The 15,519-nt window shown below is 69.1% G+C and carries 13 protein-coding genes; 9 read left to right on the top strand and 4 right to left on the bottom strand.

The window, feature by feature from the left end; translation table 11 throughout:
• Position 1: 1 nt before the first annotated feature.
• Positions 2-1,237: an MFS transporter gene (locus tag MRBLWH11_RS04530; RefSeq protein WP_341946890.1), complete on the bottom strand. Its 1,236-nt coding sequence runs from the start codon at positions 1,235-1,237 to the stop codon at positions 2-4.
• 60 nt (positions 1,238-1,297) lie between these two features.
• On the opposite strand from MRBLWH11_RS04530, the gene MRBLWH11_RS04525 reads away from it, so the two are divergent.
• Complete coding sequence (locus tag MRBLWH11_RS04525) at positions 1,298-2,362, top strand: LacI family DNA-binding transcriptional regulator (RefSeq protein WP_341946888.1); 1,065 nt, start codon at positions 1,298-1,300, stop codon at positions 2,360-2,362.
• A 197-nt stretch (positions 2,363-2,559) separates the two neighbouring features.
• Here the strand turns inward: MRBLWH11_RS04525 and MRBLWH11_RS04520 are convergent, their stop codons facing one another.
• Complete coding sequence (locus MRBLWH11_RS04520) at positions 2,560-4,059, bottom strand: hypothetical protein (RefSeq protein ID WP_341946887.1); 1,500 nt, start codon at positions 4,057-4,059, stop codon at positions 2,560-2,562.
• Positions 4,060-4,187: 128 nt separating this feature from the next.
• On the opposite strand from MRBLWH11_RS04520, the gene MRBLWH11_RS04515 reads away from it, so the two are divergent.
• The 8 genes from MRBLWH11_RS04515 (at position 4,188) to MRBLWH11_RS04480 (ending at position 11,945) form a co-directional block, all read left to right on the top strand.
• Positions 4,188-7,145, top strand: coding sequence for a Na+/H+ antiporter subunit A (locus tag MRBLWH11_RS04515; RefSeq protein WP_341946886.1), 2,958 nt, complete (start codon positions 4,188-4,190; stop codon positions 7,143-7,145).
• Positions 7,145-7,711, top strand: coding sequence for a Na(+)/H(+) antiporter subunit C (locus MRBLWH11_RS04510; RefSeq protein ID WP_116633270.1), 567 nt, complete (start codon positions 7,145-7,147; stop codon positions 7,709-7,711). The genes MRBLWH11_RS04515 and MRBLWH11_RS04510 overlap by 1 nt, the downstream gene beginning before the upstream one ends.
• Complete coding sequence (locus MRBLWH11_RS04505) at positions 7,708-9,261, top strand: Na+/H+ antiporter subunit D (RefSeq protein WP_116633269.1); 1,554 nt, start codon at positions 7,708-7,710, stop codon at positions 9,259-9,261. The genes MRBLWH11_RS04510 and MRBLWH11_RS04505 overlap by 4 nt, the downstream gene beginning before the upstream one ends.
• Positions 9,258-9,851 carry a Na+/H+ antiporter subunit E gene (locus tag MRBLWH11_RS04500; protein WP_116633268.1) on the top strand — a complete coding sequence of 198 codons (594 nt, stop codon included), beginning with the start codon at positions 9,258-9,260 and terminating at the stop codon, positions 9,849-9,851. Before MRBLWH11_RS04505 ends, MRBLWH11_RS04500 begins: the two co-directional genes overlap by 4 nt.
• Entirely contained in the window at positions 9,848-10,117 is a 270-nt protein-coding gene (locus MRBLWH11_RS04495; RefSeq protein WP_341946885.1) for a monovalent cation/H+ antiporter complex subunit F, read from the top strand. The genes MRBLWH11_RS04500 and MRBLWH11_RS04495 overlap by 4 nt, the downstream gene beginning before the upstream one ends.
• Entirely contained in the window at positions 10,114-10,503 is a 390-nt protein-coding gene (gene mnhG, locus MRBLWH11_RS04490) for a monovalent cation/H(+) antiporter subunit G (RefSeq protein ID WP_116633266.1), read from the top strand. Before MRBLWH11_RS04495 ends, mnhG begins: the two co-directional genes overlap by 4 nt.
• A 428-nt stretch (positions 10,504-10,931) precedes the next feature.
• The gene (locus tag MRBLWH11_RS04485; RefSeq protein WP_341946883.1) at positions 10,932-11,696 is read left to right on the top strand and encodes a hypothetical protein; all 765 of its coding nucleotides are present in this window, start codon (positions 10,932-10,934) and stop codon (positions 11,694-11,696) included.
• Positions 11,697-11,768: 72 nt separating this feature from the next.
• Positions 11,769-11,945 (top strand): hypothetical protein, encoded by a 177-nt coding sequence (locus MRBLWH11_RS04480; RefSeq protein ID WP_165807954.1) that lies wholly within the window; start codon positions 11,769-11,771, stop codon positions 11,943-11,945.
• Position 11,946: 1 nt separating this feature from the next.
• Here the strand turns inward: MRBLWH11_RS04480 and MRBLWH11_RS04475 are convergent, their stop codons facing one another.
• Both MRBLWH11_RS04475 and MRBLWH11_RS04470 read right to left on the bottom strand, forming a co-directional pair.
• The gene (locus MRBLWH11_RS04475; RefSeq protein WP_341946882.1) at positions 11,947-12,708 is read right to left on the bottom strand and encodes an alpha/beta hydrolase; all 762 of its coding nucleotides are present in this window, start codon (positions 12,706-12,708) and stop codon (positions 11,947-11,949) included.
• A 59-nt stretch (positions 12,709-12,767) separates the two neighbouring features.
• On the bottom strand, positions 12,768-15,455 hold the full coding sequence (locus MRBLWH11_RS04470) for a penicillin acylase family protein (RefSeq protein WP_341946881.1): 2,688 nt from the start codon (positions 15,453-15,455) through the stop codon (positions 12,768-12,770).
• Positions 15,456-15,519 lie beyond the last annotated feature (64 nt).

Genomic DNA, 15,519 nt, shown 5'->3' with positions numbered 1-15,519 from the left:
CTCAGCTCTCCCGTGCCGGGACGGCGGTCTTCTCCTCGTCGCGCAGGGGACGGGCGGCTCCCGAGAACAGTCCGGACGCCACGACCAGCCCGACGAGGATGAAGAGCGTGTTGAGCAGTCCGATGTGCTCGCTGATGACGCCCAGCACCGGAGGGCCGCCGAGGAACGCGACGTAGCCGATCGTCGCCGCCGCACTCACCCGGGCCGCCGCCTTGGCAGGATCGTCGGCTGCCGCCGACATGCCCAGCGGGAACCCGAGCGAGGCGCCGATGCCCCAGAGCGCGGCACCCACCAGCACGAGCGGGAAGCTCGGCGCGAGGATGAAGAGAAGGATGCCGGAGGCCGCGGCCACCGCGAGGATGCGCAGCACCAGCACGCGGCCGAAACGGTCGACGAGCGGTCCGCCGAAGAGGCGCACCACGGTCATGCCCACCGAGAACACCGCGAGCGAGACGGCCCCGGTGCCCTCGGCGAAGCCGTGGCCCTGCTCGGTGCCGAGCGCGATCCAGTCGTTGGCGCCGCCCTCGGCGAACGACATGCCGAGCATCACGACGCCCAGCAGGTAGGTGCGCGGCTCGCGCCATGCCTCGAGGGCCGTGTGCATGCGCTCCCGGAACGGGGGCTTCTCGTGGCCTTCCGGATCGAGTGCGGCCTCGCGATCGGGCACCTGGAAGAAGCACACCACGGCGATGACGACGATCAGCGTGCCGATGACGCCCGCATGCGTCGCGACATCGATCGAGAGGCCGGCGGCGAGGGCGCCGATGCCGGCGCCGATCACGGTGCCGAAGCTGAAGAGGGCATGGAAGACGGGCAGGATGGTCTTGCCCATCTGCTGCTCGATGGCCGTCGCCTCGACGTTCATCATGACGTCGACGCAGCCGTTGCCGAAGCCGAAGAGGACCATCCCGAGCAGCACGATCGGGACCGAGCCGAAGACGTTCGCGCCCAGGCCCACCAGGGCGATGCCGACGGCGAACATGAGCATGGCGAGGAGCATCCCGCGCCGCGCGCCGGTGCGAGCCATGACGGCGGGACTGGTCGAGATGCCGATGATCGACGCGAGACCCATGCCGAGCAGGATCATGCCGACCTGGGCGTTGTCGAGCTCGAGAGCCTGCTTGATGCCGGGCACGCGGGACGCCCACGTGGCGATCGAGAGTCCGCTGGCGAAGAAGATGGCGAAGATCGCTGCGCGCCAGCGCACGAACTGCGAACGGGTGAGGGCGGTGTCCATGCCGGACAGCCTATCGAATCGATTCGACTCCTGGCGACCGAACCGGGTTATCCTCGGAGTATGAGCACTCAGGAGACTCCGCGCCGAGCGACCATCGCCGATGTCGCGCGCCAGGCCGGGGTGGCGACCTCGACGGCCTCCGTCGTGTTCAGCGGCAAGGCCAAGGTCGCGAGCGCGACTCGCGAGCGCGTGCTCGCCGCAGCAGCTGAGCTCGGCTATGCCGGGCCGGACCCGCGGGCGGCATCGCTGCGACGCGGACGCAGCGGCATCGTGGCGGTCGTGCTCGAGGGGCACCTGCGAGCAGCCTTCCTCGACCCGGTGACGACCGCGATGATGGACGGCCTCACCGACGGACTCGCCGAGCTCAGCGCCGGCATCCTCCTCCTGCGCGACGAGCCCGGCGAAGACGGATCGGCCCTCGCGAACGCCCCGGTCGACGCGTTCGTGCTGATCGGATGCTCGGGCCGCACCCGCGCATCGCTCGAGGTGGTCCGCGGCCGCGGCCTGCCGGTCGTGGTGATCGAAGGAGACGCGGGGGAGGGGATTCCGCGCATCACTCTCGACAACGCCGCGGCGTCCGCCGACATCGCCCGCCACGTGCGCGACCTCGGGCATCGCGACGTCGCCCTCGTCACGCTCCCGCTCGACACGGACCGCGCGCGCACCGCCGTGACCGCCGAACGCGTCGCGACCGCGACGGTCGACGTCACCGTCGATCGCCTCTCGGGTCTCCGTGAGGTGTTCCCCGACGCTCCGGCGATCTCCGCGTCAGGGAGCCTGATCGACGAGGGCGTGCTCGTCGGCCGGATGCTGCTCGCCGATGCCTCCACGCGGCCGACCGCCGTGATCGCTCAGAGCGACCTGCTCGCCGTCGGCGTGATCCGCGCTGCGGAGGAGCTGGGACTCCGAGTTCCGGAGGACCTCTCCGTCGCCGGTTTCGACGGGATCGCCGTCGACGGCCTCGCGGACCTCACCCTCACGACGAGCGTGCAGCCCGCTGTCGACAAGGGACGCGCGGCGGGGGAGCAGGTAGCCCGGATGCTGCGCGGCGAGCCCGGCATCACCCAGCACCTCACCTGCCGCTTCCGGGCAGGGACGACCACGGCCGCGCCGGCGAAGCGCTGACTCGCCTCCTGGGTGGCTGAGCTGTCGTTCCTGGGTTGCTGAGCTGTCGTTCCTGGGTGGCTGAGCTTGCCGTTCCTGGGTTGCCGGCCTTGTCGTTCCTGGGTTGCTGAGCTTGTCGAAGCACCGGTGGCGGGCCCTTCGACAGGCTCAGGGACCCAGGTTCACCCGGGCCCTTCGACAGGCTCAGGCGAGGCGCCTCAGGAGTGCGGCGGACCGAGCGGGAGAGTCGTGTCGTCGAAGTCGAGGATGCGGTAGCGGCCGCAGTCGACGACCTCGGCGGGAACGACCGCCAGGGGCAGCTGCCACTGCACGGTCTGGGAGTCCTCGACGAGGAACGACACCTCGCCGACCTCGAAGTCGTGGCGGTTCACCAGCCACGCGTATCCGCTGAGCTGGTGATCGACCTGCACGAGCTGCGCCGGATCGTCGAGGTGCAGCTTCGGCAGCCGCACGGTCCAGAACTGGCCGGCGCCGGTGCGTCCCGACGCGCTCACCCAGTCGGTGACGCACACGAGATCTGCATCGGGGGCGTCGGCTGCCGCAGCGAGCCGCGGCTCGCTCAGCGCACCTCCGACCACCACGAGCACGGTCGCGACAGCAGCGGCCGCGCGACTGGCCCTGCGCGGCATCCGCGGAGTGAGCGGCGCCGCGACCAGGGCGAGCACCGGTGCGAAGGCGACCGGCTGCAGGTAGCGCGCCGCGTGCGTGCCGAGTGCGATGGCGCCGACCACCACGAGCACGGGCATGAGCCACGCGATCGTGGCGACGAGGCGCGAACCCGCGTCCTCCGCGCGCGTCATCCGGACGAGCGCCCCGACGAGCAGCGCGAGCGTGAGCAGGCACCCGATGACGCCGAGCGGCGACGACAGACGGTCGGCCAGGAGGCCGCCGTAGTACTGCGCGGACTGGGGCCAGAGGGCGGGCTGAGCGTACCCCGCTCCCGTGTTGGCGATCCATGCCCCGAACGGAATGCGACCGGCCAGTCCGAGGACGGACCCGCCGACGAGCACCGCCAGCAGGATCGGCATCCGCTTCTTCTGCGTCGACAGGCGCAGGGCGAACAGCAGGTAGATCGTGAGCGGCACGGTCGCCCACACCGCGTAGAGCGGATTCGTCAGGGTCGACACCACGGCGACGGCCCCGAGCGCGAAGAGGAGTCCGGCGTGGCCGCGGTCGCGGTCGAGCACACGACGCACGAGTCCGATCGACAGGACCACGCCGACCACCGTCGCCGCGTAGTACGTGGTCGTCAGCTGCAGCGAGGCGAGTTCGAGAGCGTCGCGCGAGGCCGAGATCTCGGTCGCGGCGAGGAGACCGAAGACGACGAGGGCGATCAGCGACCAGGCGACCGGTGCCCGCCCTTCGCGTCGACGGCCGGCCACCAGGCGCAGGGCACCGTAGAGCGCGAGAAGGTTGACCACGGCGCTCATTGCGAGGAGTGCGCCGACATCGAGGGGCAGCAGCGCATCGAGCCCGGCGAAAGCCGCGGACTCGGGCAGGAACAGCACGCTCGACATCGCCCAGTCCTGGGGCCCGCCGGCGATCACCGACCGCGCGAACATCGCGACGATCAGCGAGTCACCGTCACGGAAGAGCAGCTCCGAGCGGGCGGATGCCGAGACCTGACCGGCGATGATCACGCTGACTCCGAGGGCTGCCAGCCACCCCGTCAGCTCCCGCACCCACACCCGCCGCATGCGACCACTCTCGCACGCTCGGAGAAACCCGCGGTCCTCACGGATCCCTAACGCCGGTAAACTGGACGGACACCCGCCCGCCTGAGCCGATTCACCCCCGGCCGACGAGCCCCGAGGGAGCCGCGTATATGCTGACGCTCCTCGCCGTGTTCCTCCTCGGGTCCCTGCTCATGCCCGTGCTGGTGCGCTGGCTGGGATCGCAGGCATTCATCATCGCCGCGCTCATTCCGGCTGCGGCATTCGTCCACGCGCTGGTGCGGACCCCGGAGGTCCTCGACGGCTCCGCACCCTTCGTCTCGATCCCGTGGATCCCGCAGCTCGGGCTCAACCTCTCGATGCACATGGATGTCCTGGGCTGGGTGCTCACCCTCATCGTCACCGGCGTCGGCGCCCTGGTGCTGCTCTACTGCCGGTGGTACTTCCTCGACGACTCCGCGGGGATCGGCTCCTTCGCGGGCGTGCTGCTCGGGTTTGCCGGCGCCATGTACGGGCTCGTCCTCACCGACGACCTGGTGATGCTCGTGATGTTCTGGGAGGTGACGAGCATCCTCTCGTACCTCCTCATCGGGCACTACCGCCGTCGTGCGGTCAGCCGACGTGCGGCACTGCAGGCTCTGCTGGTCACGACGCTCGGCGGTCTCGTGATGTTCGTCGGGGTCGTGCTCCTCGTGGTGGATGCCGGAACGAGCAGCATCCGGGAGATCCTCGAGATCGCACCCACCGGACCGATCATCGATGCCGCGATCGTGATGCTGCTGATCGGCGCCATCAGCAAATCGGCGCTGTTCCCCTTCCACTTCTGGCTTCCCGGTGCGATGGCCGCCCCGACACCGGTGAGCGCCTATCTGCACGCCGCCGCCATGGTGAAGGCCGGCATCTACCTGATCGCGCGCTTCGCGCCGATCTTCGCGTTCAGCGGTCCCTGGCGTCCGATCGTCATCACGCTGGGGATCGTGACCATGCTGCTCGGCGGCATCCAGGCGCTGCGCGAGACGGACCTCAAGCGCATCCTCGCCTTCGGCACGGTCAGCCAGCTCGGCTTCTTCGCCCTCGTCGTGGGCTACGGCACGCAGGCGACGGCACTGGCAGGCCTCGCCCTGGTGATCGGTCACGCGCTCTTCAAGTCGGCCCTCTTCCTGATCGTCGGCGTGATCGACCGTCAGCTCTCCACGCGTGACATCACCGAGCTGTCCGGCGTCGGCAGACAGGCTCCCGTCATGGCGACCGCGGCATTCATCTCGGTGGCCTCCATGGCCGGCATCGCCCCGACCATCGGCTTCGTCGCCAAGGAATCCACTCTCACGGCGCTCCTCGACGACGGACTGCACGGTTCGCCGTGGGGTCTCGTGGCGATCATCGGCGTCAGCCTCGGGTCCATGCTCACCGCGGCATATGGCATCCGCTTCCTCTGGGGTGCGTTCTGGACGAAGCGCGACGAGCAGGGGCAGCGGATGCCCGACACCGCGTGGCCCGACCCGCCGGTCGGCTTCCTGTCGGCGCCGATCATCCTCGCCGGCGTGACCCTCGCCGCGGGCATCGGAGCACCGGCGCTCGACGTGGCGCTGCAGGGCTACGCCCTCACCGCGACCCCCGGACTCGACGCCGCGGGCGAGGCTGTCGAAGGCCCAGGACACCTCGCGCTCTGGCACGGTCTCGAACCTGCGCTCGGCATCTCGATCCTGACGATCCTCCTCGGCTTCGGGATCTTCTGGCTGACCCGCCGCACCGGCTGGGACGCCAAGGCGCGGATGCTGCCCTTCACGGCCGCCGACGCCTACTACCTCGTGATGCGCGGGATCGACCGCCTTTCGGTGCTCAGCACCACGCTCACGCAGCGGGGTTCTCTGCCCGTCTACGTCGGCACCATCTTCGTGGTCTTCGTCGCCGCCGAGGTGACCGCGCTGATCGCGAGCGACGTCGATCGCTACAACCTCTCGGCCTGGCACACCCCGGCGCAGATCGCGGTCGCGCCGATCATGGCGGTGGCCGGCGTCTTCGCCGTGCGCGCGCAGAAGCGCTACACCGGTGTCGTCCTGGTGTCGGTGACCGGGCTCGGCATGGTCGCGCTCTTCGCCACCAGTGGCGCACCCGACCTCGCGCTTACCCAGATCCTCGTCGAGACGGTCACGATGGTGACGTTCGCGCTCGTCCTCCGACGCCTCCCGGCGCGCATGGGCGAGCACAACGCGTCGGTGAGCCGGATCCCCCGCGCGCTGCTGGCGATCGGCGTCGGCGTGACCATGGCGTTCGTCGCCGTGGTCGCCACGCAGTCGCGCGTCGCCGAACCGATCTCCGAAGCCTTCCCCAAGCTCGCCTACGAGATCGGGCACGGCAAGAACGTCGTCAACGTCGCGCTCGTCGATCTGCGTGGCTGGGACACCATGGGCGAGCTGTCCGTTCTCGTGCTCGCCGCGACCGGCGTGGCATCCCTCGTGTTCGTCACGCACCGCGCCGATCTGCTCGCCGCGACCAAGGTCCTCCCCCGGGCGACGCGCAAGGCGGCCCGCAGCCGTCCCCTCGTCGAGACCACCGAGGGCATCCGCTTCCAGACCGCCGAGAACGAGAACAGTCCGCGCGCCTGGCTCGTCGGCGGGCAGAAGATGAAGCCGGAGAACCGCTCGATCCTGCTCGAGGTGATCGTCCGCATCCTGTTCCACACCATCATCGTCGTGTCGATCTTCCTGCTCTTCGCGGGGCACAACCTCCCCGGCGGAGGCTTCGCCGGTGGCCTGGTCGCGGGTATGGCGCTGGTCATGCGCTACATCGCCGGCGGTCGCTGGGAGCTGGGAGCTGCGGCACCCACGGATGCCGGTCGGCTCCTCGGCGCCGGCCTGATCCTCGCGGTGGGCACCGCGGTAGTCCCGCTGTTCTTCGGTCTCGCGCCGCTCACCAGCTCCTTCTGGGAGTGGGAGATCCCCGGCATCGGGCACATGGAGTTCGTCACGTCGACGATCTTCGACGTCGGCGTCTACCTCGTCGTCATCGGACTCGTGCTCGACGTGCTCCGCAGCCTTGGCGCCGAGGTCGACCGCCAGTCCGCGCTCCGCCCGCAGGAGAGCCCCACGCAGGGAGGGGTGCGCAGCTGATGGACGTCTCGCTCACCCTGATCGTCGTGATGGCGGTGCTCTTCGCCTGCGGCGTCTACGCGATGCTGGAGCGCAGCCTCACACGCGTGCTGATCGGCTTCCTGCTGCTCGGCAACGCGACGAACCTGCTGCTGCTGATCGTGATGGGCGTGCCGGGCAACGCGCCGTTCTTCGGCACCGAGGGAGAGATGAGCGACCCGCTCCCGCAGGCGCTCACCCTCACCGCGATCGTGATCACCTTCGCCGTGTCGGCGTTCCTGCTCGCGCTCATCTACCGCTCCTGGCAGCTGGGCCAGGCCGACACCGTCGAGGACGACGAGGCCGACATCGCCCTCCGCGAGCGCACCGACGCCGACGAGGACGTCATGGAGGACGACGCGAACCTCGAGGAAGAGGCGACCACCGACTTCGTCGGCGTGCAGACCGCGCCGATCACGGTGCTGCACATGCGCGACCATCCGTCGATCCACGACGACGCCCCCTTCGACGCGCCGGACCGCCGGGGCGACGACGAGGAAGGACGCCGTCCCGCCGAGCGTCCCGAGAACGAGGGGGACCGGTCATGACCGCCCTCGTTCCGCTCCTCGTCGCGCTTCCGCTGCTCGGCGCCGCCGTCACCCTCGTCTTCGGACGGAACGCCCGCCTGCAGGTGTTCGTCACGGTCGCCACCCTCGCGATCGTGTCGGTCATCGCCGCGGTGCTGCTGGTGGTGGTGGATGCCGGAGCACCGCTCGCCGTCTCCGTCGGCGGGTGGCCCGTGCCCTTCGGCATCGTGCTCTACGTCGACCGGCTGTCGGCGCTGCTCGTGCTCGTCTCCAGCATCGTGCTCCTAGCCGTCCTCCTGTTCTCGATCGGCCAGGGAGTCGCCGACGGCGCAGACGAGACGCCGATCTCGATCTTCAACCCCTCGTACCTGATCCTCGCGGCGGGCATCTTCAACGCGTTCATCGCCGGCGACCTGTTCAATCTCTACGTCGGCTTCGAGATCCTGCTCGTGGCGTCGTACGTGCTGATCACGCTCGGCAGCACCGAGTCCCGCATCCGCACCGGTGCCGTGTACATCGTCGTCTCGCTGGTGTCGTCGATCCTGTTCCTCGCCTCGATCGCGATGATCTACGGGGCGCTCGGCACCGTCAACATGGCCCAGATCGCCGAGCGCATGTCGGAGCTCCCGCAGGAGACGCAGCTGGTGCTGCATCTCATGCTGGTGATCGCCTTCGGCATCAAGGCCGCCATCTTCCCCGTGTCGTTCTGGCTGCCCGACTCGTACCCGACCGCCCCGGCCCCGGTGACCGCCGTGTTCGCCGGCTTGCTGACCAAGGTCGGCGTCTACGCGCTGATCCGCACCGAGACGCAGCTGTTCGCATCGAACAGCATCGACACGGTCCTCCTGATCATCGCCCTGGCCACCATGATCATCGGCGTGCTCGGCGCCGTCGCCCAGGCCGAGCTGAAGCGAATCCTGTCGTTCACGCTGGTGAGCCACGTCGGGTACATGATCTTCGGCCTGGCGATCGCGACACCGGCCGCGATCGGCGCCACGGTGTACTACATCGTCCACCACATCGTCGTGCAGACGACGCTGTTCCTCGCGGTCGGGCTCGTGGAGCGCCGCGCCGGCAGCACCTCGATCCTCCGGGTCAAGGGACTGCTGAAGGTGGCTCCGGTGATCGCCGTGCTCTACTTCGTGCCCGCGATCAACCTCGGCGGCCTGCCACCGTTCTCGGGGTTCATCGGCAAGTTCGCGCTGTTCGAGGCCGCGGCATCCGTCGGCACGCCCCTCATGATCGTGCTCATCATCGGCGGCATCGTCACCTCGCTCCTCACCCTCTACGCGCTGATGCGCGCCTGGAACCTCGCGTTCTGGCGCGAGGAGGAGGACTCGACCGAGACCGAGGGCCGCATCTCGTACCTCGGCAACGCGCCCGCCGCCGACGACCAGCAGAAGAAGCGCCGCATCCCGAAGATCATGACGCTCGCGACCGGAGGGATGGTCGCGGTCACCGTCGCGCTGACGATCTTCGCCGGTCCTCTTTACGCCCTCTGCGACCGCATCGGCTCGGCGCTGCTGCAGCCCGTGAGCCTCGTGCAGCTGGAAGACGAGGTGAGCGGATGAGAGACACCCGTCGTCACCTCTGGCGCGACATCCGCGTGCAGCTGCCGTTCCTGGCCTGGCTCGTCGTGCTCTGGATGCTGCTCTGGGCGCAGTTCACCGTGCTGTCGTTCCTCACCGGACTGATCGTCGCCGTGTTCGTCACGCGCGTGTTCCGCCTGCCGACGGTCGCCCTGTCCGGACGCATCAACGTCTGGTATGCGGCGCTGTTCGTCGTGCAGTTCCTGTTCGCCGTTCTGCGCGGGGCGCTGTCGGTCACGGTGCAGGTCTTCGACTTCCGTCGCCAGCCGGGAGCCGCGATCATCGCGGTGCCGCTGCGGTACGCCGACGACCTCGTGATGACCCACGTCGCGGTCACCTCCTCGCTGATCCCCGGCTCGCTCATCGTCGAGGCGGATCGTGACCGGCGCATCCTCTACCTGCACGTGATCGGCGTGCGCGACGCCGCCGACGTCGAGAGGCAGCGTGCGGGCGTCCTCCTCTGGGAACGGCGGATCGTGCGCGCGCTGGGCGACCCGGAGCAGTACCGTGCGCTGAAGGCCGACGAGCGCTCGGTCGGCGTCGGCGGATCCCCGAGAGGCGGTGCCCGATGAACATCCTCCTGCTGGTGATCATGGTGGTGTTCGGCGTCGCCGCGATCCTCACCGTGATCCGGATCGTGCGGGGGCCGTCGATCCTCGACCGCGCGGTCGCCTCCGACGTGCTGCTCACCGAGGTGATGTGCGTGCTCGGCGCCGAGATGGCGATCAACGGGCACACCCGCAGCATCCCGGTGCTGCTGATCATCGCCGCGATCGGGGTGTTCGGCTCGATCGCCGTCGCCCGCTTCGTCGCGAGAAGGGACAACACGACGCAATGAACGTGCTCGGTCTCCTGATCCCCGACGCCGTCATCGATGTGGCGGTGCTCGTGCTGATCCTGCTCGGCGCCCTGCTCTGCCTCTCGGCCGCCGTCGGCCTGCTGCACTTCCGCGACGTGCCGTCCCGGCTGCATGCGGCCACGAAGCCGCAGGTGCTCGGCCTCGTGCTCATCTGCGGCGCGGTCGCACTGTCGCAGCGCTCGGTCGGCGGCATCCTGATCGGCCTCGTCCTGGTGGCTCCGATCGTGCTGATGCAGTTCGCCACCGCGCCGCTCTCGGCCCACATCGTCGGCCGGCAGGCCTACCGCAACGGCACGACCGACGAGCGGAGCCTCATCGTCGACGAGCTCGCCGAATCGAAGCAGACCCCTCCCGGCGCGGGGTAGTGCCGAGCGGCGTCCGGGCCATGAGGACGTCGGGCTTCGACGCGCGACGTTCACTATTCAGCAAGAACGCGACTCTGCGGCTCTCTCGGCCACGAGTACGCCGCATCCGCGAAGTTCTTGCTGAATTATGCACGGCGCGCCTCGCTGAAACTACTTCTGCACCGACCGAGCGTGGCGGAACTTCGTCCACAATCCCCCACTCCTGGGCCCTACGAGAGCGGGTTGTTCACACACTTCTCGGATGACTGATGAGACGAGGACCATCCCGCAGCGCGCTGCCGCCGCCTATTCGCGCATCGCCTTCACCCGGGCAGACCTGCTCGCCCTGGGCATGTCAGCCCGCTCGATCTCACGGGAGGTCCGACGGGGGGCACCTTCAACATGTCCGACGCGATCGCTACGTCCTGGCCGAGGCGAACGGAGACATCGTGGAAGCGGTCCGGATCGGCGGGCGATTGACGTGTCTGTCGCTGCTCGCGCTGATGGGTGTGTTCGTGCACCGGCCGCGCGGCCTGCACGTCTTCGTCACGCGAGGGAGCTCTCGGTTGCGCTCACCGAAGGGGCGGCACGTCACCCTTCATTGGAACCTCTCGTCTGTCACGCCGGAGCTCCTCCACGTCGCGCCGTTGATCGACGCAGCACGTCACGCGGTGCGGTGCCAGGAGCCCCGCGCCGCGGTCGCCACGCTGGACAGCCTGGTGCATCACGGCCTGCTGACGGCTTCTCAGGTGGACGAGGTCTTCGCCGGACTGCCGGCCCGGTTGAAGGCCGTGCGTGGGCTCGTCGACGGCTCCGCCGAATCGGGACCCGAGACATTCGTGCGCCTGATCCTCCGGGCCATCGGCGCCCTATTCGAGACGCAGGTGTTCATCGCCGGCGTCGGGCGGGTGGACTTCGTCGTGGAGGGTTGGCTGATCATCGAATGCGACAGCAAGGAGTTCCATGAGGGATGGCAGAAGCAGCAGGACGACCGGCGCCGCGACCTCGCGGCCGCCCGCCGCGGATACGTGACGATCCGTCCGCTGGCGACGGACATCCTCGGTGACCGGCAGACCGTGCAGAAGGCACTGCGGGAGGTCATCGAGGTGCTCGGTCCGCGATTCACCGGCGATCGACGTTCACAATTCAGCAAGAACGGTGCCCGACAGCCCTCGCGAGCCCGGTATTCGCAGTCAGCGCGAGATTCTGGCTGAATTGTGAACGGCTGCGCAGCGGCACCGGTGACCGACCTGGAGAAATATGCGCGGGGGCGGTACCGTGCTGCCATGGAGACGTTCCTGATCGTCCTCGGCGTGATCGCTGTGGCGTGGTTCGCGATGCTGATGCGGCGGCCTCGGGCGTCGCGCGGGGCCGATCCGGACGGATTCGCGGTGGATCCGGCGCTGTCGAAGGCGCTCGACGACTCCGCGTCCGACAGCGTCAGGTTCCGGGGCTACCCCTGATTCAGCGGGCGTCCGCGAAGCGCTGGATCAGGCGGGCGGCCGGCTCAGAGTCGGTGATCAGGGTGCCGTGACCGTGGTCGGGGATGACCTTCAGGTCGGCGCCGGGGATCGCGTCGATGATCGCCTGGCACCAGCTCATCGGTGCGAGCGGGTCGTCCTCTCCTCGCAGCACCAGCACCGGGCAGTCGATGCGGACGAACGCGTCTTCGGGCTCATGCACGATCGTGGCGCGGATCTTCCGGATCAGGTGCGGGCCACCGCGCAGATACTCCCTCGCGCCGCGCCAGATCACGAGCGGACGCTCGCCCAGCAGGTCGATCAGCAGGTACCTCGCCTGGGATGCGACGTTGCGCGCCGCCTTGTCGACGGTCGGTCCGGCGAGGATCACCTTCGCGACGAGCGACGGATGCCGTGCCGCGAGCTCGGCCGCGATCTGACTCCCCATCGAGTGCCCGATGACGATCACGGGTTCCTCGCCGGTGTGACGGAGGTAGGCGGCGACGAGGTCGGCGTGACGCTCCATCGTGAGGTTCCGGGTGGGCTCCGGCGCCTCACCGAAGCCCGGCAGGTCGAGTGCGATCACACGGCCGTCGAGACGCTGCACCACGTCGAGGTAGACGCTGCGCCCCATTCCGATGCCGTGCAGCAGCAGGAAGGTGTGCTCGCCCTCGCCGAAGGTCTCGGCGATGAGGGTCGCCCCGCCGTACTCGTATTCGAGCAGGGTGACGGGGGTGCCCTTCGGGGCGAGGTAGCTGGTCGGCACCCGTCAACGGTAGTCGACCCGGCTGTGCGGGCGCTTCGATGGCTCAGCGACCCCGTGGTTCAGCCGGCGGGCGTCAGCACCAGCGTGTGCCGGGCGGCGGTGTCGACCGCCTTCGCGGAGAACGCCCACGGACGCTGGATGCCGACCGCCCAGTCTTCGGTCTGATCCACGTAGTGCTCGGCGAACGCATGGCCGGAGGCCCCGGTGAGGTGGATCCACGTCGAGGCGTCGAAGTCCGACAGGTCGACCACCATGCGCATCGAGGGCACCGTGGTGGTCGCGTAGGAGGTGCCGAGCTCCCACCCCGTCGCGTTCACGACCGATGCTCCGCCGCCGACACGGAAGGGGCCGCGGTTGAAGAGGGCCTCGATCGGCGCGATGCCCGAGGCGCCGAGGGTGTCGCTGCGGAGGGTGATCGCGTGCAGGTCGCCCCAGTTCCAGAGCGCGACCGCCGTGCCCTGAAGCCCGGAGAGCTCGTCATAGGCGTCTTCGGCCGAGAGCGCGAGCATCTCGTCCATCCCGTCGACATCGAGCTCCGTGTTGGTCCAGAGCGGATCCGACGGATCCTCCAGCATGCCCGCCACGACCGTGAACAGCCGGGCTTGTCCGTCGATGGGAAGCGGCTGCTCGCGTCGGCCGAAGATGTTCTGCACGAGGTTCGACCAGAGCACGTTCGCGTACGCGGCGGCGGCGGAGGATGCCGTGTTCTGCGCGTCCCAGGAGCGGAGCAGCTCGACGGCCTCTCGCGGGCCCGCCCCGGAGACCTCGATGTCGGCGAGGGCGGCGGCGAGCTGCTTGCCGATCCACATCTCGTTGTCCATCTGGATGGCGCGCATGTCCTTCGCCGTCAGAGGCCCGGCGGCGGCGCGACGTTCGATCAGGTAGGTGATGCGGGCGGCGCGGTACCCGTAGTCCCAATCGCGGGAGAGGAAGTACTCGTAGTCGTCGGTGACGATCGCGTTGTTCGCGGTGACGATGTAGCCCGAGGTCGGGTTGTACGAAACCGGCAGCTCCTCGAACGGGATGAATCCGGTCCAGTCGTAGCTGCTGTCCCATCCGGGCTGCGGCATCCACCCGTCGCCCGCGCCGCGGATCGGCAGGCGCCCCGGCGTCTGGTAGCCGATGTTGCCGTCGGTGTCGGCGTAGATGAGGTTCTGCGCGGGCACGTCGAAGAGTGAGGCGGCGTAGCGGAAGTCGTCGAAGTCCTGCGCGGTCGAGAGCGCGAAGATCGCGGTCGCGGCCGTGCCGGGGTCGAGGGCGGTCCAGCGAAGGCTGACCGCGTACTCGGGTTCCACCTTCGGCTCTGGCAGGGTTCCGCCGGAGAACAGATCGGGGCCTCCCGGAATGCCCGCCTCGAGCGCGGGGACCGGGTCTTCGGCGATCGCAGTGAAGTCGTCGGTGAGCCCGGAGATGATCGGGCCGTGGACCGTGGAGCGGATGGTCAGCTCGATGTCGTCGCCGCCCGCGACCTCGATCGTCTCGGTGCTCTCCTCGAGGGGCACGAGGACGCCGTCGCGCCAGTACTCGTCCCCCTGCACGCGCTCGATGTAGAGGTCCGTGACATCGGTGGTGAGGTTCGTGAAGCCCCACGCGACCTTCTGGTTGTGCCCGATCACGATGCCGGGAAGGCCGGAGAAGGAGAAGCCGCCGACGTCGAACGGGCAGTCCGCATTCACCGTCGAGCACTTCAGCTGCACCTGGTACCAGACGGAGGGGAGGGATGCTCCGAGGTGCGGGTCGTTGGCCAGCAGCGGCATCCCCGTGTCGGTGAGGTCGCCGGAGACGACCCAGGAGTTCGATCCGATGCCCTCGCCCAGGTCGCCCACGAGCATGCTCGCCGCGGCGATCACGTCGGAGGTCTTCTCCCACTCCACGGTCGTGACCGCCTGCTGCACGTCAGCGCCCGTGTCGGACAGGAAGGCGGCGGGTTCGGCATCCGTCTCGAGCGCGGGGACCGTCGAGATCTTCGGGACGATCACCGGATTCTCCTCGAACGGATACTCCGGGTAGAGCCTCTCGAGCATCGCGGTCGTGTCGTCTGCGGCATCCGACGCATCGTCACCCGCGGGGCCGGCATCCAGCTCGGCGGCGAGGAGCGCGCGCTCGGTCTCGTCCTCGACGTTGCCGCGCAGATCCCAGGCCATGGCCTTGAGCCAGGCGACGGAGTCGGCGGGCTCCCAGGGCTCAGGGGCGTAGTCCGGGTTCTGCATGCCGAGCACGGCATATTCCAGCGAGAGCTCTGCGCCCGAGCGCGAGGCGAGATACGCGTTGACGCCGGCGGCGTATGCCTCGTAGTAGCTCAGGGTCACGTCGTCCATCGCCTCGACCTCTGCCTCGGCGACCTTGCGCCAGCCGAGCGTGCGGAGGAAGGCGTCGGTTCCGGCCTGCGAGGCCCCGAACATCTCGGCGACGCGCCCCGATGTCACGTGCCGGCGGAAGTCCATCTCGAAGAAGCGGTCCTGCGCGTGCACGAATCCCTGCGCGTAGAAGAGGTCGTCCGTCGAGTCGGCGGTGATCGTCGGCACGCCGCTGGCATCGCGCTGCACCGTGACGGCGGCCGTGAGCCCTTCCACCTCGATCGCGCCCTCGGTCTGCGGGAACGACCGCTGGATCGTCCACGTGACGAAGAAGGCTGCGGCGACCGCGATCACGACGATCGCGGCGACGACGAGGAACGCGATCCGCCCGATCCGGACGCCCAGAGAAGGGCGGGAGGGGACGGCGGTGGCCGGCGAATCAGTCGTCATCGTTGAACGCTCTTCTCGGGATAGCAGGTGGGACTCAGTCCCACCGAGCCCCAGTGCGCGTTTC

Source organism: Microbacterium sp. LWH11-1.2, from assembly GCF_038397745.1.
Taxonomy (GTDB): Bacteria; Actinomycetota; Actinomycetes; order Actinomycetales; family Microbacteriaceae; genus Microbacterium.
Note: the sequence above shows the minus strand (reverse complement) of the source record. Positions and strands in the feature narration are given on the sequence as shown.